This window comes from Curtobacterium sp. AG1037, from assembly GCF_003349855.1.
In the GTDB taxonomy this organism is placed as follows: Bacteria; Actinomycetota; Actinomycetes; order Actinomycetales; family Microbacteriaceae; genus Curtobacterium; species Curtobacterium citreum.
Window position 1 is genome coordinate 15,909 of sequence record NZ_QQAO01000001.1, and the last position, 18,411, is coordinate 34,319.

General features: G+C 72.7%; 23 protein-coding genes. 11 read left to right on the plus strand and 12 right to left on the minus strand.

Annotation, left to right across the window (positions count from 1 at the left end; genetic code table 11):
• Positions 1–4 precede the first annotated feature (4 nt).
• Positions 5–1,054: an ABC transporter permease gene (locus DEU32_RS00075; protein ID WP_114848834.1), complete on the plus strand. Its 1,050-nt coding sequence runs from the start codon at positions 5–7 to the stop codon at positions 1,052–1,054.
• Positions 1,055–1,057: 3 nt separating this feature from the next.
• Positions 1,058–1,510, plus strand: a complete 453-nt coding sequence (locus DEU32_RS00080) for an RbsD/FucU family protein (protein WP_114848835.1) — start codon at positions 1,058–1,060, stop codon at positions 1,508–1,510.
• 80 nt (positions 1,511–1,590) lie between these two features.
• Here the strand turns inward: DEU32_RS00080 and DEU32_RS00085 are convergent, their stop codons facing one another.
• Genes DEU32_RS00085 through DEU32_RS00095 form a run of 3 tightly spaced genes read right to left on the minus strand, consistent with a single transcriptional unit; the run spans position 1,591 to position 3,103 of the window.
• On the minus strand, positions 1,591–1,935 hold the full coding sequence (locus DEU32_RS00085) for a hypothetical protein (RefSeq protein WP_114848836.1): 345 nt from the start codon (positions 1,933–1,935) through the stop codon (positions 1,591–1,593).
• Between the two features lie 11 nt (positions 1,936–1,946).
• Positions 1,947–2,546, minus strand: coding sequence for an Asp23/Gls24 family envelope stress response protein (locus tag DEU32_RS00090; RefSeq protein WP_141860396.1), 600 nt, complete (start codon positions 2,544–2,546; stop codon positions 1,947–1,949).
• The gene (locus DEU32_RS00095; RefSeq protein WP_229666788.1) at positions 2,543–3,103 is read right to left on the minus strand and encodes an RNA polymerase sigma factor; all 561 of its coding nucleotides are present in this window, start codon (positions 3,101–3,103) and stop codon (positions 2,543–2,545) included. Before DEU32_RS00095 ends, DEU32_RS00090 begins: the two co-directional genes overlap by 4 nt.
• Before the next feature lie 211 nt (positions 3,104–3,314).
• Here DEU32_RS00095 and DEU32_RS17435 point away from each other — a divergent pair, with 211 nt between their 5' ends.
• Both DEU32_RS17435 and DEU32_RS00100 read left to right on the plus strand, forming a co-directional pair.
• Positions 3,315–3,443, plus strand: coding sequence for a hypothetical protein (locus DEU32_RS17435; protein ID WP_257222040.1), 129 nt, complete (start codon positions 3,315–3,317; stop codon positions 3,441–3,443).
• 37 nt (positions 3,444–3,480) lie between these two features.
• Complete coding sequence (locus DEU32_RS00100) at positions 3,481–4,374, plus strand: serine hydrolase (RefSeq protein WP_229666787.1); 894 nt, start codon at positions 3,481–3,483, stop codon at positions 4,372–4,374.
• An 88-nt stretch (positions 4,375–4,462) separates the two neighbouring features.
• Here DEU32_RS00100 and DEU32_RS00105 read toward each other — a convergent pair whose 3' ends face one another.
• Positions 4,463–4,810, minus strand: coding sequence for a hypothetical protein (locus DEU32_RS00105; protein ID WP_058741171.1), 348 nt, complete (start codon positions 4,808–4,810; stop codon positions 4,463–4,465).
• 2 nt (positions 4,811–4,812) lie between these two features.
• Between DEU32_RS00105 and DEU32_RS00110 the strand changes: the two genes are divergently transcribed.
• Positions 4,813–5,802 carry a response regulator transcription factor gene (locus DEU32_RS00110; RefSeq protein ID WP_258554729.1) on the plus strand — a complete coding sequence of 330 codons (990 nt, stop codon included), beginning with the start codon at positions 4,813–4,815 and terminating at the stop codon, positions 5,800–5,802.
• An 18-nt stretch (positions 5,803–5,820) separates the two neighbouring features.
• Here DEU32_RS00110 and DEU32_RS00115 read toward each other — a convergent pair whose 3' ends face one another.
• A complete protein-coding gene (locus DEU32_RS00115) occupies positions 5,821–7,302 on the minus strand; it encodes a glycosyltransferase (RefSeq protein ID WP_114849148.1) in 1,482 nt (493 codons plus the stop codon).
• 125 nt (positions 7,303–7,427) lie between these two features.
• Here DEU32_RS00115 and DEU32_RS00120 point away from each other — a divergent pair, with 125 nt between their 5' ends.
• Positions 7,428–8,108: a hypothetical protein gene (locus DEU32_RS00120; RefSeq protein ID WP_147281380.1), complete on the plus strand. Its 681-nt coding sequence runs from the start codon at positions 7,428–7,430 to the stop codon at positions 8,106–8,108.
• Positions 8,109–8,141: 33 nt separating this feature from the next.
• On the opposite strand, the gene DEU32_RS00125 is transcribed toward DEU32_RS00120, so the two are convergent.
• On the minus strand, positions 8,142–8,828 hold the full coding sequence (locus DEU32_RS00125) for a hypothetical protein (protein WP_114848840.1): 687 nt from the start codon (positions 8,826–8,828) through the stop codon (positions 8,142–8,144).
• A complete protein-coding gene (locus DEU32_RS00130) occupies positions 8,825–10,411 on the minus strand; it encodes a cell wall metabolism sensor histidine kinase WalK (RefSeq protein WP_114848841.1) in 1,587 nt (528 codons plus the stop codon). The genes DEU32_RS00125 and DEU32_RS00130 overlap by 4 nt, the downstream gene beginning before the upstream one ends.
• A 41-nt stretch (positions 10,412–10,452) precedes the next feature.
• Between DEU32_RS00130 and mtnN the strand changes: the two genes are divergently transcribed.
• From mtnN to DEU32_RS00145, 3 genes are all read left to right on the plus strand, one after another.
• The gene (gene mtnN, locus DEU32_RS00135) at positions 10,453–11,163 is read left to right on the plus strand and encodes a 5'-methylthioadenosine/S-adenosylhomocysteine nucleosidase (RefSeq protein WP_114848842.1); all 711 of its coding nucleotides are present in this window, start codon (positions 10,453–10,455) and stop codon (positions 11,161–11,163) included.
• Between the two features lie 369 nt (positions 11,164–11,532).
• Positions 11,533–13,482 carry a potassium transporter Kup gene (locus DEU32_RS00140; protein ID WP_114848843.1) on the plus strand — a complete coding sequence of 650 codons (1,950 nt, stop codon included), beginning with the start codon at positions 11,533–11,535 and terminating at the stop codon, positions 13,480–13,482.
• 133 nt (positions 13,483–13,615) lie between these two features.
• Complete coding sequence (locus DEU32_RS00145) at positions 13,616–13,840, plus strand: hypothetical protein (RefSeq protein WP_141860408.1); 225 nt, start codon at positions 13,616–13,618, stop codon at positions 13,838–13,840.
• A gap of 125 nt (positions 13,841–13,965) precedes the next feature.
• Here the strand turns inward: DEU32_RS00145 and DEU32_RS00150 are convergent, their stop codons facing one another.
• Together DEU32_RS00150 and DEU32_RS00155 are read right to left on the minus strand one after the other, a co-directional pair.
• Complete coding sequence (locus DEU32_RS00150; protein WP_114848845.1) at positions 13,966–14,844, minus strand: DUF808 domain-containing protein; 879 nt, start codon at positions 14,842–14,844, stop codon at positions 13,966–13,968.
• Between the two features lie 41 nt (positions 14,845–14,885).
• Positions 14,886–15,191 carry a hypothetical protein gene (locus DEU32_RS00155; RefSeq protein WP_114848846.1) on the minus strand — a complete coding sequence of 102 codons (306 nt, stop codon included), beginning with the start codon at positions 15,189–15,191 and terminating at the stop codon, positions 14,886–14,888.
• Positions 15,192–15,256: 65 nt separating this feature from the next.
• Here DEU32_RS00155 and DEU32_RS00160 point away from each other — a divergent pair, with 65 nt between their 5' ends.
• On the plus strand, positions 15,257–15,526 hold the full coding sequence (locus tag DEU32_RS00160) for a hypothetical protein (protein ID WP_114848847.1): 270 nt from the start codon (positions 15,257–15,259) through the stop codon (positions 15,524–15,526).
• Here the strand turns inward: DEU32_RS00160 and DEU32_RS00165 are convergent.
• Positions 15,523–15,960 (minus strand): VOC family protein, encoded by a 438-nt coding sequence (locus tag DEU32_RS00165; protein ID WP_114848848.1) that lies wholly within the window; start codon positions 15,958–15,960, stop codon positions 15,523–15,525. The two genes, DEU32_RS00160 and DEU32_RS00165, sit on opposite strands and share 4 nt — an antisense overlap.
• Positions 15,961–16,009: 49 nt before the next feature.
• Entirely contained in the window at positions 16,010–16,573 is a 564-nt protein-coding gene (locus tag DEU32_RS00170; RefSeq protein ID WP_114848849.1) for a TetR family transcriptional regulator, read from the minus strand.
• A 91-nt stretch (positions 16,574–16,664) separates the two neighbouring features.
• On the opposite strand from DEU32_RS00170, the gene DEU32_RS00175 reads away from it, so the two are divergent.
• Entirely contained in the window at positions 16,665–17,423 is a 759-nt protein-coding gene (locus DEU32_RS00175) for an SDR family NAD(P)-dependent oxidoreductase (RefSeq protein ID WP_114848850.1), read from the plus strand.
• Between the two features lie 358 nt (positions 17,424–17,781).
• Here DEU32_RS00175 and DEU32_RS00180 read toward each other — a convergent pair whose 3' ends face one another.
• Positions 17,782–18,372, minus strand: a complete 591-nt coding sequence (locus DEU32_RS00180; RefSeq protein ID WP_114848851.1) for a TetR/AcrR family transcriptional regulator — start codon at positions 18,370–18,372, stop codon at positions 17,782–17,784.
• Between the last annotated feature and the right edge of the window lie 39 nt (positions 18,373–18,411).

Genomic DNA, 18,411 nt, shown 5'->3' on the forward strand with positions numbered 1-18,411 from the left:
CCTCATGCCGAAACTCCTCTGGCGCGAAGCCATCGAGACCACCACCATCCGCACGGTCCGGGACAGTGGCGCCCCCCTCACCGCGAGGATCAGCCCGAAGCCGAGGGTCGCCACGCTCGGGAGCATCGCCGGCCGCGAGAGCGGAGTCCTCGTCGTCCTGCTCGTCGTCTTCGGCGCGCTGACCCTCCTCAGCGACGACTTCCTCACCGCCAACAACCTGGCCAACCTCGCTCGACAGGTCTCGATCTACGGCATCATCGCAATCGGGCAGCTCCTCGTGATCCTCACCGGCGGGATCGATCTGTCGACGGGATCGATCCTCGGCCTGTCCGGGGCGGTCACCGCACAGCTGATCGTCGACGGCGTCCCGGTCGTCCCCGCGATCGCGCTCGGACTCCTCATCGGCGCCGTCCTCGGGCTCTTCACCGGGTTCGTCGTCACACGCTTCAAGCTGCCCCCGTTCATCGCAACCCTCGGCATGCTCGGTATCGCCCGCGGTATCGTCCTCGTGATCACCGACGCCAACACCGTCCAGGGCCTGCCCGACAGCTTCCAACAGCTCGCCAACGGCACGGTCTTCGGTGTCCCGAACCTGCTCATCCTCTTCGTCCTGATCGCCGCGGCCGCCGCGTTCGTGCTCAGGCGGACGGTGTTCGGGCGCTACGTCTACGCCGTCGGGTCGAACGCGGAAGCTGCACGTCTCGCCGGCGTTCCCGTCAGACTCGTGACGGTCTGCGTCTACGTCATCGCGGGCCTGCTGTCCGCCGTCGGGGGCATCCTGCTGACCTCGCGTCTCGGTGCCGGTGTGCCGACGGCGGGCACGGGTTTCGAGCTGCAGGCGATCGCCGCGTGCGTCATCGGCGGAGCCAGCTTGTCCGGGGCACGTGGGAGCGCGATCGGTGCTGCGTGCGGGGCGCTCCTGATCGGCGTGCTCAACAACGGTGGCAACCTCCTCGCCGTGAACTCGTTCTCCCTGCAGATCGCGATCGGCGCACTCATCCTCGTCGCGGTGGCGTTCGACCAGCTCAACAACCGTGCCGCTGCGAAGGAGTGACCGATGTTGCGAGGCATCGATCCGGTCCTGAACGCCGAGGTGCTGAGCGTCTTGATGGCGATGGGGCACGGCGACGAGGTGCTGATCTGCGACGTCAACCACCCAGCAGCGTCCATCGCCGCACACACCGTCCACGGCAGCGTCGTACACATGACGGGATGCGGTATCGAGCGGGCGACGACCGCGATCCTCTCCCTGCTCCCACTGGACACCTTCGTCGATGCGCCGATCCGGCGGATGCAGGTCGTCGGTGCACCGGATCGGCTCGTCGATGCGCACCAGGTGATGCAACGTGTCGCTGACCGGGCCGCAGGCGGGCCCGTCACCGTGGAAGCGCTTGCACGGTTCGACTTCTACGAAGCAGCGCGCGGAGCGTACGCAGTGATCCGGACATCCGACCCTGGCCCCTACGGTTGTTTCCTCCTCCGCAAGGGAACCATCGAAGTCGGCGAGTGACCCGGCAGATCCTCGTGGACGAGGCAGCCGTCGTCTGCCGACCGCCGTCACGGCGGCACGCACACGACCGCGGGGAGCCGTCACCCGACGACCGTACCGCCGTCCTCCACCACCCGGATCGTCACCGTGATCAGGTCCGCCGACGGCCCCGGCACCCCGTCGACGACCTCGCGTAACCGCTCCCCGACCTCGCGCAGGGTGTCGGGCGCCGGCCGCCGGTCGTCCACCGCGATGTGCGTGGTGAGCCGGAGCGTGGTGTCGAGCCGGTCGACGTCGACGAGCACGTCGGGCTCCCGCAGCGACAGCGCGACCGCGACGGCCTCGGCGGCGGCGTGCACCGCGGACCGGGGTGCGTGCACGCCGACGACCCCGGGGACGGCCCGGACGGCGGCGGTCAGGTCGCGGGAGAGTGCTTCGTCGTCCACGGTGCTGCTCCTCACGGCAGGAAGACGTCGTCGAATCGGACGTCGATCGACGCGACGGTGAGCTCGGTGTGCCGCTCGAGTGCGCGCGTGACGGCGAGCCGGAGTCGCTCGGCGGTCTCCTCGGCGGGGTGTCCGTAGACGAGTCCGGCGGTGACGGAGACGGTGATCGGGGCGCCGGGGACGTCGAGGTCGCCGGTCAGGGTGCAGCGTCCCATGACGACCCCGCCCATGGTGTCGCCGGCCCGCCGCACGATGCCCTGCACGGCGGCCTCGGTCATCGACAGGCGCAGCCGCGGGTCGGGGTGGGAGACCGGGACGTCCCGGCCGGACCGGACCTCGGCGCGGATCGCCTCGAGCAGCCGGTCGACCCAGCCGGTCTCGCGGTCGGACTCGCCGTCGGCGCGGTGCTGCAGGGCGTCGAGCGAGAGCTCGCGGAGCCGCTGCATGTTCGAGAGCGCGAGACGGCACGCGGCGGAGCCCTCGATCGACGGGTCGATCGGGTTCCGTCCGCGGTCGAGGTACTCGGCGAGCTCCTCCATGGAGTGGCCGTCGAGGTCGTCGTCCGGCAGGGGCAGGTCGTCGTCGGGCACGGGCAGGTCGTCCTGGTTCATCGCCATCCCTCCATCTCCGCGGAGAGGAACCGTCGCGCTCGGGCGAGCAGCCCGCGGACGGTGGTCACGGGCAGTTCGAGTTCGTCGGCGATCTGCTGGTAGCTGTAGCCGGCGGTCTCCCGGAGCAACCAGCACCGACGCTGGTCGACGGGCAGCCGGTCGAGCGCGGCCCAGACGGCGTCGAGCTGCAAGCGCGTCTCGACGATGCGCTCCGGGTCCCGGGCGGCGTGGGTCGGCTCGGCGACGTCGTCGTCGAGCTCCTCGTGGTGCCGTCGGCGCCGCAGCCGGTCGAGGGCCTTGCGCGTGACGATCTGCATCATCCACGGCCGGAACCGCGCGGGCTGCTCGAGCTCCCCGAGCTTCCGCCACCCGGTCAGGAAGGACTCCTGCACGACGTCGTCCGACTCGACGTTCGACGCGAGGACCTGCTCCGCGTACACGCGCATCACCGGACCGTGGCGCCGGGCGAGGACCTCGAACGCCAGGACGTCCCCGTCACCGGCGCGCGACACGAGGGTCGCGTCCGATGCGTGGAGCAGGGGGTCGTCCTCGGGCACACCCCGAGCCAACACCCCGCGCCCGCGGGGACGCCGGACGCTGCCGTGCCCCGTCCGGACACGCCGCGGATCGGTCATTTCGTGACAGAACGCGCGCTCGGGACGTCCTCCTGTTGACATGCACCACGAACCCGCACCCGAACCCGGCACACCCCACCGTCCCCACGACGTCGGCGGTCCGCCGTCCGACCCAGTGGTCCGCGACCTCTGCATGAGCGTCTTCGACCGCTGGCGCTGCGCGCTCGCCGACGGGCACGAGGGCCTCCACGCCGCCGAGGTCGAGGGCTCGTCGACGTCGTGGAACGACGCGGCGTCCGGGCGCCGGCTCCGCGGACTCTGACGCGCGCCGCGGCCGCGGGTCCGCGATGATGGCCTCCGTGCACCCCGCCCAGTCCGACCGCGCCGCCGCCGTCCTCGACACCCTCGTCGCCCACGCCGACCGGACCGGCTTCCGCGCCCACGGCCTGCACGTCCGGATCGGTGACGAGACGGCCGAGCACCACTGGACGCCCGACGTCCGCCGCGAGGTGCACTCGATCGCGAAGGGCGTCGCCGTCCTGGCGGTCGGCATCGCTGCGGACGACGGCCTCGTCGACGTCGACGCACCGGTCGTCGAGGCGATGGCGGCCGCCCTGCCGGGCACCGCGTTCGGCCCGGGCACCGGCGAGGTCACCCTGCGGCACCTGCTCACGATGACGAGCGGCATCGACATGCCCTGGTCGGCGACGGAGCTCACCGAGTGGCCGGACCTCGCCGCCGAGTTCCTCGGCCGGCCCGCACGCGGCCGGGTCTTCCAGTACGCGAACGTGAGCACGTACACGGCGATGCGCGTCCTCGAGACCCGGGTCGGCGACGTCGGCGCGTTCGTCGCGGACCGCCTGTTCACGCCGCTCGGCGTCGACGGCGTCACCTGGGAGCGCTGCTCCCGCGGGTTCGTCGCCGGCGGGGCCGGCATCGCGCTCCGCACCGAGGAGGTCGCCCGCCTCGGCCGCCTGGTGCGCGACCGCGGCGTCGTGGACGGACGGCGCGTCGTCGGGGCGCGGTGGTGCGACGCGATGCACACGGACTGGGTCGTCCGACCCGACGCGGACCCCGGCTACGACCGGTACGCGATGGCGGGTTGGGGCGGGCCGGGGCGGCTCTGGCGCCTGCACGGCGCGTACGGCCAGATGGTCATGTCCGCCGACCACGCCGTGGTCACGGTCACCGCCGACGACCACGGCGGGGCGGACGCCTTCGCGGTCGCCGTGGACGCGGTGCTCGCCCCCTAGCGGCGCGGCCCGTCACCGGGGCGGGGACCACCGGACGGGAGGCACGTGGCGGGGCCGCACCGTGCCTCCCGTCCGGTGGGTGGTCGCGTCACGCGACGGGCGGGGCGAAGGCGGCCCCGGCGGACGCAGCCGAGCCGTCCCACCCGGTGGCACCGGCGGCGACCGCTGCACGGAGCAGGACCTCGCCCGTCCGCGAGCCGTCGCAGACCACGCGGACGCCGAGCGCGCGACCGACCCGGACGATCGACGCGACGGCGGCGGCGTCGCGGTCCGTGAGGGACGCGACCAGGAGCACGTCGGGGGCCGGCGCGAAGCCGCGGAGCGCGGATCCCCAGGTGTCCGCATGCAGGAGGGTGCTGCAATACTCCTCGGAGACGAGCCACCCGTACCGCTCGGCACGGTCGTGCGCGTCCAGGACCACCAGCGTGCCGTTCACGGGTGACCACCGTGGCGGGGGAGGGGGACTCCGTCGTGACGGACCCGGGACAGGAACGACGCGTCGCCGTCGTCATCGAGGACGACCTCGACATCCGCTACCTGCTCGAGCAGGTGCTCATGCAGGCCGGTTTCTCGGCGGTCAGCACCGGCAACGGCGAGGACGGCGTGCGCGCGGTCCTCGCGCACGAGCCCGTCGTGACGACGCTCGACGTGTCGCTGCCGGGGATCGACGGCTTCGAGGTGGCGCGGCGCATCCGGGAGTCGAGCAGCACCTACATCGTGATGATCTCGGCGATGGGTGACGAGATCGACATCCTGCAGGGCCTCGAGGCCGGTGCGGACGACTACCTCGTCAAGCCCTTCCGGCCGCGGGAACTCCGGGCCAGGCTCGGGGCGATGCTCCGGCGTCCGCGCATCGCGGAGCCCGCGGCGCCCGAGGTCGGCGACCCGGACGGCACCGGTCCGCTCGCCGCGAGCGAGGTCCCGGTCGCGTCCGCCGCGCCCTCGGCCGTCCTGTCCGTCGCGACGGTCACGCCCGAGGTCCCCGCCCCTCCGGTGGCCGCGGACCCGCCGACCTCGCCCGACGGTCCGGCGTCGCCGGGCTCGCCGGCTTCGCCGGTCGGTCCGGCCGACGTCGACGGTGCGTGGGTGCACCACAACGGGCTCGCGATCGACCAGGAGGCCCGGCTCGTCCGGGTGGACGGCGTCCCGGTCGAGCTGACCAAGACCGAGTTCGACCTCATCGCGACGCTCGTCGAGACCCGTCGCCGCGTCCGGTCCAAGGCGGACCTGGCGCTGGCCGTCCGGAACGACGCGTACGTCACCACCCACTACATCGGCGACGCCGACCGGCGGAACGTCGAGGTGCACATGGCGAACCTGCGACGCAAGCTCGCCGACGACCCGAACGCGCCACGCTTCGTCGTGACGGTCCGGGGCGTCGGCTACCGGCTGACGGGACCCGGGGACCCGGGGTTCGTCGCGGAGTGAGCGGGGAGGCGGCATCCCTCAGACCCGGTACCCGAACTGGCGGCGGAGCAGCTTGCCGACCATCCCGAGGGTCTGCATCGCCGTGATCACGGCGAGCACCGGCCAGCCGAACCACAGGATCGTGGACTGCGCGACGACGTCGAGCTGCAGCCATCCGTACACCGCGGCGGCCATCACGAGCAGGACGATCGCGACCGGCGCCAGGTGCGCGTTGCCCGAGCCGCGCTCGGCCTTCGCCTGCTCGGCCCAGTTGTCGGTCTGCTTCTTGCTCGCGAAGCGGGTCCACGCGCGCAGGAAGTGGCCGAGACGGATCCACATGTAGACCTCGGCCGGGGCGATGAGCGCCGCGAACAGCACGTCGCGCCACGTGCGGTGCTTCATGGACGCGACGACCCGCAGGTTCAGCGCGACGGCGACCACCGGCGGGACCAGCCACAGCGGGCTGAACACGAACGCGTGGATCGACAGGGACGCGACGAGCAGCAGCACGAAGAGCACGCGCGTCAGGAAGTTCATCGCCATCGAGGCGTGCTCGACCCAGCGCAGGCGCAGGTTCGGGTGGAACGGCTGCCCCTTCGTGTCACCGCGCTGCCCGGGCCACATGAGCTCGATCGCGCCGAAGTTCCACTTGACCTGCTGGGCGTCGAGGCCGCGCAGGGTGTGCATCCCGCCGACGTCGGCGCGGGCGCGGGCGCTGATCTTGGTGAGGTACCCGGCGCTCTTCACCTGGAGCGAGAGCAGGGAGTCCTCGACCTCGCTGTCCTTCACCCACGGCGAGCCCTGGTGGTTCGCGTCCATGACCTCGTGCAGGGCGCGCATCGAGAAGATCGAGAACTGGCCGCCGAGGACCGCCATGTTCCGGCCCTTGAGCATGTTCTGCATGTTGAACGCGGCGAACTGGGCGCGCTGTCCGGCGATCAGGAAGCGCTGCACGGGACCGCGGAAGGGCCGGTCGTCGATCGAGTAGATCGCGGAGATGCCGCCGATGCGCGCGTCGGAGACGATCTCCTGCGCCAGCCACTCCACGGCGTCCGGGTGCGCCGTGGTGTCGCCGTCGACGCCGAGCATGTAGTCGCAGCCCTCGATGAGGCTGAAGCCGTAGTTCAGGGCCCCGACCTTCTTGTCCGGGTTCTCGCCGATGTCGTGCACGTAGACCTCGGTGCGCTGCTCGACGCCGTCGCGCTCGACCACGTGCGGGCCGGCGAAGTCCGCGGCGACGTCGAAGGTCCGGTCCGTCGTGTTGTTGATCACGACGTGCACCACGTCCGGCAGCCGGGTCTGCTCGAGGAGCGAGGTGAGCACGGCGGCGATGCTCTCCTCCTCGTTGTAGGCCGGGATGACGCAGCCGATGGACGGGCGGTACTCCGGCAGCGCCTGCAGGTCGTCGAGGACCGACGCGGCCAGCTCGGGGTCGTGGCGGCGCGTGTAGCGGCTGCGGTCGGCGGCGGTCGAGGTGGTGGGGACCGTGCGGGGGGCCTCGGTGGGTCGGGTGGCGGACACGGGGTGCTCCTGATCGTTCGGGTCGATGCGGTTGCACCGAGTCTCCGGGCCACCGCTCTGCGCCGGCGCTACCATGGCGCAGCGGATCCTCAAGATCTGCTCTGGACGCAGGAGTGGGGGCGACGATGACGGTTCGGCGGGGGTCGGTCGTGGGGCGGCCGACGACGGGGCGTCCGGTCGTGGCGCGGGCTGCAGCCGTGTCGGCGCTCGCGGTCGGTGCGGTGCTCGTGCTCGCCGGGTGCGGGACGCCGCCGTGGGAGGTCGCGGCATCGGCGTCCGCGTCGGCATCGGGGGCACCGTCCGCGTCGGCGTCCGGGGCGCCGTCTCGCACGCCGTCCGCGAAGCCGTCCGCCGTCGGTGGGGACCTGGCCTCCGGGGCGGCGAGCCGGACCCTGCAGGCCGGCGACCTGACGGTGGACGTCCGCTACTGGTCGACCCTGCCGATGGACGAGTGGACCCCGGGAGCGGACAAGCCCCTTTCGATGTCCGTGACGACCCGGTCCGGCGGCGACGCCGAGGTCCGGCTCGTGCGGGCCGCCGTCGCCGTGTCGTACCGGACGGGGTCGGGCGCCGACGTCGCGTCGGACGGCTCGCCCGCCGAGCAGGCGGACGGTCAGGGCTACGCGGTCGCCGCGCCGCAGTCGTGGTCCGGGACCTTCGTGCTCGGGGCGGCTCCCGCCGAGGCCGCGCGGCTCCGGGCGATCGTGACGCTCGTGTTCACCGAGACCACGGCGGGGAGCGGCGGCGCGACGGCACAGCAGACCGCGACCGACACGCTGTCGATCGACCTCGCACCGGCGGGCTGACCGCACCGCAGGTCTGGCGGTCGCGGGGCGTCGTCAGTCGTCGGTCTCGAGGTCGTCGAGCCGGTAGCCGAGGTCGTCGGTCGAGGTCGTGCGCCAGGTCGCCGTCGGAACGGTCGGGACGCGGTCCGGCGAGACCGCCACGAGGGCCGTCTCGACCTCGGCGCGCCAGGCAGTCAGGTCGCACTCCTCCTGCCGGACGAGCGCCACGACCCGGTCGTGCTGCTCGGTCCACAGCGGGGCGTCCGGCGGGACGACGTCCCGGAGCGCCCGGGCCAGGGCAGCACGAGCGGCGTCGACCGTCTCGGAGCCGAACGCGGTCCCGAGCAGCGCGGCGTCGCCGACGGTCACCGCGAGGCGGACGACCGACACCTGGTGGTAGTCCGCGCGGTCGAGCATCCGCAGCGCCGCCGGGAGCGCCTCGGCCCGCTGCGGGACGCCGTCGCCCGCGGCCGCCGCCTTCCCCGGGCGGACCCGGAGCACCGTGCAGACGAGCCCGACCGTGAGCAGCACGACGAGCCACACGACCAGCACGCGGGTGGCCGACCCGGCGAAGAGCGCCGCGGCGATGCAGACCAGGAACGCCCCGACGATGCCGACCGCCGCGTCGAGGGCACTCCGGGGGACGTCCGGCCGTCGTGCGCCCGATCGACGGCTCACCAGCGCGGTGGCGAGCAGGACGAGGCCGCAGCCGACCGCGGTCCAGAGCAGGTAGGGGTTCACGCGACGGGCTCCGTCCGGTCAGGTCCCGCTGCCGGGATCGTCATCGTCGCGGTGGTGCCCTCGCCGAGCACGCTGAGCACCGTGAGGTCCCCGCCGTGCCGCCGGGCGATCTGCCGGCAGATGGCGAGGCCGAGCCCGGTGCCGTGGATCCCCGTGCTCCGGACGCTCTCGGCGCGGAAGAACCGCTCGAACAGCCGGTCCTGGTCGGCGTCAGCGATGCCGATCCCGTCGTCGCGCACGATGAGCCACACGAGGTCGCCGACCGCGTGCGCCCCGATCTCGACCCAGCCGCCGTCGTGGTTGTACTTGACGGCGTTGCTCACCAGGTTGTCGACGACCTGCCGGATCCGGAAGGCGTCGGCGACCACCGTCACGGGGGACGCCGCCGCGCTCGTCCGGAGCGTCACCCCGGCGGCGCGGGCGGCGGGCTCGGCGGCCTCGACCGCGGCGTCGACGACCTCGAGCAGGTCGCACGGTGCGAGCACGAGGTCGACACGTTCCTCGCGGGCCGCGTCGAGGATGCCGCCGACGAGCTCGACGAGTCGTTCGGCGTTGCGGGAAGCCACGTCGAGCAGGCGCTCGGCGTCCGCGGGCAGGCCGTCCACCTCGCGCGCGAGCTCCACGGAGCCGAGGACCGCCGTGGTCGGTGTGCGGAGCTCGTGCGACACCGAGGCGACCAGGTCGTCCCGGGCCTGCAGGGCACTCCGCTCGGCGGTGACGTCCCGCGCGACGAGGACGCCGCCCCCGCCGCCCTCGTCGGGCAGCAGGCGCGTGCTGACCGTGTACGTCCTGGCTCGACCGTCCTCGCGCCGGACCGGCACGAGCTCCTCCTCGAGCTCGGCGCCGTCCAGGGTCCGCCGCACGAGCGACCCGACCCCGTCCGCCGTGGTGCGGGCGGCGAGGTCCCGGGCGGCCGCGCCGCTGCGCCCGGCGTTCGTGACCGTGGTGTTCCCCTCGGCGTCGAAGGCGAGCACGTCGAAGTCCACCGAGTCGAGCACCGCGCGGACGAGTTCCTCGCGCGCGGTGACCTCGCCGAGGCGCCGACGGAGCAGTTCGGCCTGGTCGTGCAGGAGCGCCTGCCGGGCTCGGGCACGGCGAGCCAGGGCGGCCGCGGTCCCGCTGACCGCGGCGATCACGAGGGGGAGTGACACCAGCCGGGCGGTGTCGCCGGAGTCGATCGTCACCCACTCGCCGGGCGCGCCGACCCAGAGCAGGCCGACCGTGAACGCCGTGGTGGTCGCCGCACCGGGGAAGCCGAACGCGTACCCGGCCCACAGCGCGGGGAGTGTGAACAGCGCGCTGATCCCGACCGACGGCACGTCCCCGCGGATCAGGGCGATCGCGGCGACGTCGACGGCGAGCACGGCCGCGAACCACCGCGGGTCGACGGTCGTGGGGACCGCGGCCGCGACCGCGAGGGCCGCCAGCGGCAGCGCGGTCCCCAGGGCGGCGAGCACCCCGACCGACTCGCGGTCGACGACGAGCACGAAGGCGACGACCGGCATGATCCCGGCCACCATGGCGAGCTGGTTGCGGAACGCCCGCAGGCCAGCCCGCTCGTCCCGGTCCGTGCGCGTCCCCATGTGGACATGCTGGCACGCGCGCGGCGTGGGAGGATCGTCCGGTGCACCAGGAGTCCCGACCCGTCGCCGTCGTCATCGCGGCCATGAGCGAGGAGCTCGCCGCCGTCGCCGACCTGTTCGGCGGTGTGGTCCTGCAGGACGGCCCCGTCGGCGGACACGACGAGCACCACCTGCTCGACGTCGGCGGCCGGACGGTCGCCCTCCGCCGCAGCGGCATCGGCTTCACGAACGCCACCGCCGCCGTCGCCCACTGCTTCCACGACTTCGGCGCCGTCCCCGTGATCAGCGTCGGCACCGCCGGTGGGCTGATGCGCGGGATCGCCATCGGCGACGTCGTCGTCGGCGACCACTACGTCAACGTGAACGCGGACGCGACCGCCTTCGGGTACGCGCTCGGCCAGGTGCCGGGCATGCCGCCGGGCTACGCGCCGGACGCACGGATGGCCGACGTCGCCGCTGCCGCCGAGACACCGTACCGGGTGCGATCGGCCACGATCGGCTCGAGCGAGGTCTTCGTGACCGAGGGACGGGCGCGCGTCCTGCGCGAGGCGTTCCCCCAGGTCGCGGCCGTCGACATGGAGTCCGCGGCGATCGCCCAGTTCGCCCACGTGCACGACATGCCGTTCGTGTCGATCCGCGGGATCAGCGACCTCTGTGCGCCGGACGGCGACGAGTTCAAGGAGCACCTCGACGACGCGTCCGCGCGTGCGGCGCGCGTCGCGCACGACGTCGTCACCGACCTGACCGTCTGACGGGCCGACGTCCGCGCCGGACCGGGCCCCGTGCCTCCTGGCCGGTGGGGGGTGCCGCGTCAGCGGCGGCGCCTGCTCGCGATCAGTCCGCCGAAGACCAGCACCACCGCGATGACGAAGACGATCAGCTGGGCCGGTTCGAAGCCGTCGAGGTTCATGGTGTGCTCCTCCCGCGCGTGTCCGCGCTCTGTTCGTCGCCGACGGTAGGACGCCGTTCCTGTACGCGTCGAGGTGTCGGGGTACAGCGAACGGCAGGCCGGTCTCCGCACGGCTGTCCACAGGTGGAGGTCGCCTGCGAACCGGAGGCGCCCGTCGGTGCGATGATGATCCGCGGTCGTCGCCCGGACGACCCTGACGGAAGAGACGCGCGTGACCGAGACCCGCTCACCGTCGCCCACCACGGACACCGTGGCCGACGACGGCCACGTCCCCGGCAAGGGCGTCGTCGCGCTGGCACTGGCGGCGCTCGGCGTCGTCTTCGGCGACATCGGCACCAGCCCGCTCTACGCGCTGCGCACCGTCTTCACGATCGACGGCGGCATCGTCAAGGCGACGCAGGAGGACGTCTACGGCGTCATCTCGATCATGTTCTGGAGCGTCACGGTCGTCGTGTCGATCAAGTACGTGCTCGTGCTCATGCGGGCCGACAACAACGGCGAGGGCGGGGTGATGGCGCTCGCCGCCCTCGCACGGCGGCTGTACGCCGAGCGCCGCGGCGGGGCGACGATCTTCCTGGTGATCGGGATCATCGGCGTCTCGTTGTTCTACGGCGACTCGGTGATCACACCGGCGGTCTCGGTGCTCTCCGCGGTCGAGGGCCTGTCCACCGCGGCGCCGTCGGTCGAGCACCTGATCGTCCCGATCGCCGCGGTGATCCTCGTGCTGCTGTTCGCCGTCCAGCGGTTCGGCACGGGCAAGGTCGGCAACCTGTTCGGTCCCGTGATGCTCCTGTGGTTCGCGGTGATCGCGGTGGCCGGCGTGCCGCACATCATCGCGCACCCGGGCGTCCTGCAGGGGCTCTCGCCGACCTGGGCGGTCACGTTCCTCGTCGCGCACCCGTACATCACGTTCGTGGCGATGGGGGCGGTCGTCCTCGTCATCACCGGGGCCGAGGCGCTGTACGCCGACATGGGGCACTTCGGTCGCCCGGCGATCCTGCGCGCGTGGTTCTTCGTGGTGTTCCCGGCGCTCGTGCTCAACTACCTCGGCCAGGCGTCGCTGGTGCTCGAGGACCCCTCGGCGGCGAAGGACCCGTTCTTCCTGCTGTTCCCCGACGGTCTGCGGCTCCCCGTCGTGGTGCTCGCCACCGCGGCCACGGTGATCGCGAGCCAGGCGGTCATCAGCGGGGCGTTCTCGCTGACACGGCAGGCCGTGCAGCTCGGGCTGCTGCCGCCGCTGACGATCCGGCAGACCTCGCGTGAAGAAGGCGGCCAGATCTACCTGCCCGCCGTGAACCTGCTGCTGTTCATCGGCGTGATGGCGATCATGCTGGCGTTCCGGTCGTCCGCGAGCCTCGCGACCGCGTACGGGGTGTCCGTGACCGGCGCGCTCGTCGTCGACACCCTGCTGCTCCTCCTCGTCGTGAAGCCGCTCTGGCAGTGGAAGACGTGGAAGCTCGTGCTCGCCGCGGTCGTCTTCGGTGGGCTCGAGCTGACCTTCCTCGCCGGCAACCTGTCGAAGATCCTGCACGGCGGGTGGGTCCCGCTCCTGATCGCGCTGGCCGTCATCACGCTCATGACGACGTGGCGCCGGGGTCGGCAGCTCGTGCAGGACGAACGCAAGGAGCGCGAGGGGTCCCTCGCCGAGTTCATCGAGCGCGTCAACACGAAGCACATCCCGCGGGTCGAGGGGATCGCGATCTTCCCGCACCCGAACAAGGAGACCACCCCGCTCGCGCTCCGGGCGAACGTCGAGCACAACCACGTGATGCACCGGACCGTGCTCATCGTGTCCGTGCTCACCGCCAACGTGCCGCACGTCCCGCACGCCAAGGCGTTCTTCCGCGACGACCTGGGATACGAGGACGACGGGATCGACCACATCACCGTGAAGTTCGGGTTCTCCGACGACCAGGACCTGCCCCGTGCCCTGCACGCCGCGTGCCTGGCCGAGGTGCTCGACATCGACCCGGACGAGATGCAGCACGCGTCGTACTTCATCTCCCGCGGCGCGCTCCGGCCGCAGCCGGGCAACCGGGGCATGGCGCGGTGGCGGAAGAAGCTGTTCGTGGGGCTCGCGCACAACGCCGCCGATCCCGCCGCGCGGTTCGGGCTGCCGGCGCAGCGCACCGTGACGATGGGCAGCGACGTCGAGATCTGACCGCGGCCGTGGGCTGCGTGCCGCGGTGCTGCTCGTTGCTCCGATGCTGAGCACCGTCCAGCCGGACGGCGTAGCGTCCGAGCAGTCGTTCCGCCATCCGGGCTCCTGCGGCACCGAGCGGAAGCCGCCCCCGATGGCACACGTGCACCCCCTCACCTGGCGACAGGACTCCGCGACGACGTGGTGTGCGCTCGAGGGGGACACCGTGCTCGGGACGATCGTGCTCGAACGGCAGTACGAGCTCGCGTCGGTGGACGGGGCCGTCCGGGGATCGCACAGTGCGCTCGGGAGTGCGCAGGCGCAGCTCGAGGCGTGGTACCAGTGGTCGACGTCGTCGCCGGGGGACGGCGGACGCTGACGCGCGCGCGTGCGATGTGCGATGCGCGGTGCGCGTGCGGCGCGCGCGAGTCCATGTGCTCAGCGACACTTCACGCGCACTCGCGGCCGTGAGGTGTCGCTGAGCGCGTGAGGTCGCCGCCGCCGTCAGTGCGAGCGGCGCCGCAGCCGACCGACGCCGAGCACGATGCCCACGACGACCATGCCGAGCACGAGCCCGAGGACGGCGGACACGGCCGTGTCGACGATCCAGGTGACGACCGGTCCGGCAGCCTCCACCGCGTGTTCGACCACGTGCAGCAGGTCGTAGGGTCCGGACCAGAACGTCTCGGCGAGGTTCGCGATCACCAGGTGCCCGCCGACCCAGAGCATCGCCACGGTCCCGACGATGCTGATCACGCGGAACACCGTCGGCATCGCGGCGACGACCCGGGCGCCCGCACGTCGGGTGCGGCGCGACTCCTGCTTCATCATCTGCAGGCCGATGTCGTCGACCTTGACCAGGAGCGCCACCGCGCCGTAGACGAGCGCGGTCATGCCGGCGCCGATGAGCGCGAGGGCCCCGACGGTCGGCCAGAACCCGAGGCTCGTGTCCAGGCTCGCGAGCGCGATGAGCATGATCTCGGTGCTCAGGATGAGGTCCGTGCGGATCGCGCCGAACACGAGCTTCGGCTCGGTCGTCGGCTGCTCGTCGCCGTGCGCCGCGTGGTGCACCCCGAACCACTCGGTGACCTTCTCGGCGCCCTCGAAGCACAGGTACGTGCCGCCGATCACCAGGAGCCACGGGAGCACCCACGGCGCGAAGGCCGACAGCAGCAGGGCCAGGGGGATGATGATGACGAACTTGTTGAACAGGCTGCCCAGGGCGATGCGCCCGACCACCGGCAGCTCACGCGCGGGCTCCAGGCCCTGCACGTACTGCGGGGTCACCGCCGCATCGTCGATCACCACGCCGGCGGTCTTCGCGCTGGCCTTGAGGGCCGCGGAGAGGATGTCGTCCACCACGGCGAGCAACCCGACTGACATGTTCCTCAGACTACTGGGCCGGAACCTGCGAACCCGTGGTGTCAGACCGTCGGCTCGGGCGTGATCGTCCCGGGTCCGAGGGGCAGGACGCCGCTGCGGTAGCGCAGGGTATCCGCGGTGCCCACCGTGGCGTGCGCGGCGCCGAACCGCCAGACCCGGTTGTACAGGTAGACGCCCACCTCGGTGTCGCCGGACTCGGCGACCGCCCACGTGCCGGTGCCCCACTGCGCGGGGTGCCCGACGCCGTCGATCGTCACCGTCGGGCGGGCGCCCCAGGTGCACCAGGGCCGGTCGATGGTGAGCGTGATCCGGCGCCTCGTCGTGCCGGACGGCTGCGGGGCGTCCATGCGTTCAGGCTACGGGGTGCCGCGGTCCTGAACGGCCGCAGGATCGGCGTCCGTATGCTCGCGGCATGGCTGACTTCACCGCTGCACAGGCCGCCGTCGTCCGGATCGAGCGCGCCGAACCCGGTCGCTGGGACCTCTCCGTCATCAGCGACGCGGGGGTCGCGATGGGGCACGGCGTGTACCTGTTCGACGCGGCGCAGGACGACGCCGAGGACGAGCAGGCCGCGGCCCTCGACTTCGTGCGCGAGTACGGCTTCCGGTTCGAGCGGGACGCGGTCGTCGCTGACGGTCCGGACGCCTTCTGGGCCCCGCTGCTGCCCGCCGACGCCGCCTAGGAGCCGGCCAGGGCCGGGCCGGTCGCCGCTGCGGACGCCTCGAAACCGATCAGCCACGTGACCCCGAAGGCGTCCCGGACGACGCCGTCCCAGTCGCCCCACGGTCGTTGCTGCAGCGGGTCGACCACGGTGCCGTCGGTGGCCAGGTCCCCGAACCACCGCCGCAGGACGTCGGGTTCCGCCGCGCCGAGCAGGGAGAAGAGCAGGCCCGACGCCGCGAAGGACTCGTCGTCGGGGCCGGCGTCCGCCGCGAACAGCCGGAGACCACCGACGAGCCCGCCGTGCGCCACGGCGTCGGCCGGACCGTCGTCGCGGGAGAAGTCGGCGTAGGTGGCGATCCGGAGCTCGCCGCCGAAGACCCGCTGCCACCGGGTGAGCGCTGCCCGTGCCGTCCCGGGGAGCAGGAAGTACGGTGCCGGTCCGCTGACGTTCATGCGCCGACGCTACGCCCGGTCGTCGGGGACCGCGAGCCTCAGCCGAGCATCAGCCGAGCATCGAGAGGGCGCGGTCGACGGCGTCCTCGGGGCGTCCGTCGCCGTCGACCGCCCACCACGTGAGTGCGGCGCTCGCGGCCGCTACCAGGACGTTCGCCCGCACGACCACCTCGAGGTCGGTGTGCGATCGCCCGTCCCGCTCCGCGACGAACCGGACGACGGTCCTCGTCAGGGCGGCGATCGTCTCCGCGCCGACCAGGCCGAGCGACGGCTCCGCGCGGATCACCCGGAGTCGGTGCCGTGTCGTCTCGACGACGTCGTCCGGGAAGGTCGCGCCGATCCGGTACGCGGCCCGCAGGGCCTCCGCGGACGTCTCGTTCGTCGGGCGTTCCCGCAGCGCGGCGGTGAAGCGGTCGGCGAACTCGTCGAGGCCGCCCCAGACCAGCGCGGCCTTGCTCGGGAACAGGCGGAACAACGAACGACGGCTGACCCCGGCGGCCGCCGCGACCTCGTCCATCGAGACGGCGTCGAAGCCCAGGTCGTCGAACATCCGGAGCGCGACGAGCGACACCGCATCCGGATCGATCGTGCGCGGGCGTCCGACGGTTCCCATGGCATCCTTTCGGCACTGAGTGCTACAACTGGGTGGTGGACACCGCGCACCTGCGCAGCTCGCGCACCGCGCACCTCGACGAGGAGACGACATGAGCGACACCACCGCCGGACGGTTCGCCGGCAAGACCATCATCGTCACGGGAGCGGGGTCCGGCATCGGACGCGCCACGGCGACGCGCATCGCGAACGAGGGCGGACGCGTCGTCGCGACCGACGTCGTGTCCGAGCGACTGGACGCGCTCCGGGACGACCTCCCGGGGCTCGCCGTCGAGACCGTCGTCGGCGACGTCACCGATCCGGCGACGATCGACGCCCTGCTCACCGCCGCGGGCCAGCGCATCGACGGGCTCGCGAACGTCGCCGGGATCATGGACGCGTTCCTGCCGCCGGACGAGGTCGACGACGCCACCTGGGACCGCGTGTTCAGTGTCAACGTCACCGGTCCGATGCGGCTGACCCGGGCCGTCCTGCCGGCGATGATCGGCGCCGGTCGCGGTGCGGTCGTGAACGTCGCGTCCGAGGCGGCGCTCCGGGCCTCCGCTGCCGGGGCCGCCTACACGGCATCCAAGCATGCGATCGCCGGCTTCACGAAGAGCGTGGCGTTCTTCCACGGTCCGCAGGGCATCCGCGCGAACGCGGTCGCCCCCGGGGCGGTCGCGACGAACATCGAGGCGCCGATGCGGAGCGAGTACGCGGCCGGTCGGGTCGGACCGATCATGCAGGTGGCCATCCCGCCCGTCGCGCAGCCCGAGCAGCTCGCGGCGGCCATCACCTGGCTGCTGAGCGACGACTCAGCGAACGTCAACGGCGTCGTGCTGCCGTCTGACGGTGGGTGGTCGGTCGTCTGACCCGGTGCGCCGAGCGGGGACCCCCGGTGTCGACGACGACGACGTTGGCGTCGCCGACACGGGTTCCCGCCGACCGGGGTCGGCGGGACCGAGCATAGGGCGGTCCCGCCCGCACCGACGGCTGCGTTACGGCAACCCGCACGCTGCTCGCGTAGCCCCGCCGAGACGCCCGCCTGCCTCGAGACGCCCCGGTCCCGTCGAGACGCCCCGGTCCCGTCGAGACGCCCCGGCCCCGTCGAGACGGCCCCGGGGACGAAGGCGTCTCGGCCACACGGGGGCGTCTCGCCGAGCCAGCGGCACCGGCCGAGCCAGCGGCAGCGGCCGAGCCAGCGGGACCGGGACCGGGTCCGATCGCGCCCTACGCCGAAGCCAGCGCGCCCATCTCCGCCACGACGACCCGGAGCCGCGCGTCGAGCTCATCACTGTCGCCCACGGTGTCCCGGTGTGCGACCTCGGACAGCGCGGACATCACCAGCCCGACCGCAGTCCGCGCGGTCTGCTCGTCGGTCCGGACACCGACGGTGGCGAGGAGCGACTGCCGCGACTCGGCCATCCACCGCATCACCATCGAGGCCATCTCGGGCCGGAGCACGAGCAGCTCCTTCATGCGCCGACGGTCGGGCGACAGCGGGACGGTCGAGGCGATGAGCGTGCAAAGGTCGTCGACCAGCCGCCCGTCGGCCTCGGCGAAGCGCGAGGCAGCCCACGCGGGGACCTCCACGGTGTCGAGGCCGAGCGCGGCGTGCGCCTTCGACGTGAAGTAGTTGAAGAAGGTCCGCGGGGAGACGTCGGCGTCGGCGCAGATCTGCTCGACGGTGACGCCGTCGAGACCGTGCTCGGACACGAGCGTGAGCGCGGCGTCGTGGAGCGCCTGCCGGGTCTGCTGCTTCTTCCGCTCGCGCAACGTGCACGGCGCGGTGGCCGGGTCCGGTGCTGCTGTGGTGGTCACGTGCACTCCTGGGTGGAGGGTGGGTGGGGCGGGAGCGGC

Excerpts from the sequence above, each read along its gene's own strand:
- DEU32_RS00120 (WP_147281380.1), top strand. The coding sequence starts at position 7,428 with ATGACGGTTCGGCGGGGGTCGGTCGTGGGGCGGCCGACGACGGGGCGT.
- DEU32_RS00075 (WP_114848834.1), top strand. The coding sequence starts at position 5 with ATGCCGAAACTCCTCTGGCGCGAAGCCATCGAGACCACCACCATCCGC.
- DEU32_RS00130 (WP_114848841.1), bottom strand. The coding sequence starts at position 10,411 with ATGGGGACGCGCACGGACCGGGACGAGCGGGCTGGCCTGCGGGCGTTC.
- DEU32_RS00090 (WP_141860396.1), bottom strand. The coding sequence starts at position 2,546 with ATGAACCAGGACGACCTGCCCGTGCCCGACGACGACCTGCCCCTGCCG.
- DEU32_RS00160 (WP_114848847.1), top strand. The coding sequence starts at position 15,257 with ATGGCTGACTTCACCGCTGCACAGGCCGCCGTCGTCCGGATCGAGCGC.
- DEU32_RS00080 (WP_114848835.1), top strand. The coding sequence starts at position 1,058 with ATGTTGCGAGGCATCGATCCGGTCCTGAACGCCGAGGTGCTGAGCGTC.
- DEU32_RS17435 (WP_257222040.1), top strand. The coding sequence starts at position 3,315 with ATGAGCGTCTTCGACCGCTGGCGCTGCGCGCTCGCCGACGGGCACGAG.
- DEU32_RS00150 (WP_114848845.1), bottom strand. The coding sequence starts at position 14,844 with ATGTCAGTCGGGTTGCTCGCCGTGGTGGACGACATCCTCTCCGCGGCC.
- DEU32_RS00155 (WP_114848846.1), bottom strand. The coding sequence starts at position 15,191 with ATGGACGCCCCGCAGCCGTCCGGCACGACGAGGCGCCGGATCACGCTC.
- DEU32_RS00165 (WP_114848848.1), bottom strand. The coding sequence starts at position 15,960 with ATGAACGTCAGCGGACCGGCACCGTACTTCCTGCTCCCCGGGACGGCA.
- DEU32_RS00170 (WP_114848849.1), bottom strand. The coding sequence starts at position 16,573 with ATGGGAACCGTCGGACGCCCGCGCACGATCGATCCGGATGCGGTGTCG.
- DEU32_RS00175 (WP_114848850.1), top strand. The coding sequence starts at position 16,665 with ATGAGCGACACCACCGCCGGACGGTTCGCCGGCAAGACCATCATCGTC.
- DEU32_RS00145 (WP_141860408.1), top strand. The coding sequence starts at position 13,616 with ATGGCACACGTGCACCCCCTCACCTGGCGACAGGACTCCGCGACGACG.